This window comes from Microbacterium sp. H6 (assembly GCF_003314775.1).
Taxonomy (GTDB): Bacteria; Actinomycetota; Actinomycetes; order Actinomycetales; family Microbacteriaceae; genus Microbacterium; species Microbacterium oxydans.
In genome coordinates this window covers 19,100-19,497 of sequence record NZ_QOAY01000278.1, presented here as the reverse complement: position 1 = coordinate 19,497, position 398 = coordinate 19,100, and the positions used below count along the sequence as shown (strand labels likewise).

General features: G+C 72.4%; 1 protein-coding gene. It reads right to left on the bottom strand.

Features of this window, described 5'->3' with window-relative positions:
• Positions 1-398 (bottom strand): PKD domain-containing protein (locus tag DSP71_RS22515; RefSeq protein ID WP_181800776.1); only part of this gene is annotated, 398 nt, incomplete at both ends.

The following is a 398-nucleotide window of genomic DNA, read 5'->3' as shown; positions in this document are numbered from 1 at the left end:
TGACCGGCGGTCGCACCGCTGCCCGCGGCCGTGCCGTCACCCCAGTTCCAGGAGTACGACAGCGTCGCGCCGTCGGAGGCGCTCGAGCCCGCGGCCGAGACGTCCACGTTCATCCCCGACGCCGTCGCGGTGAAGGTGGCGACCGGGTTCGCGTGGGTCGTGACGGACTCCCGCGTCGTCGTCGCCGTGCCACCGCGGTTGTCGGTGACCGTCAGAGTGACCGTGCGCGTGCCCGCCGAGGCGTACACGTGGCTGGCGACCTGGCCGGAGGACGTCGAACCGTCGCCCCAGTTCCAGTCGTACGAGGCGATCGTGCCGTCCGAGTCGGTCGATGCCGAGGCGTCGGCCGAGACCGAGAGCCCGGTGCCCGACAGCTCGAAGGACGCGGTCGGAAGGAC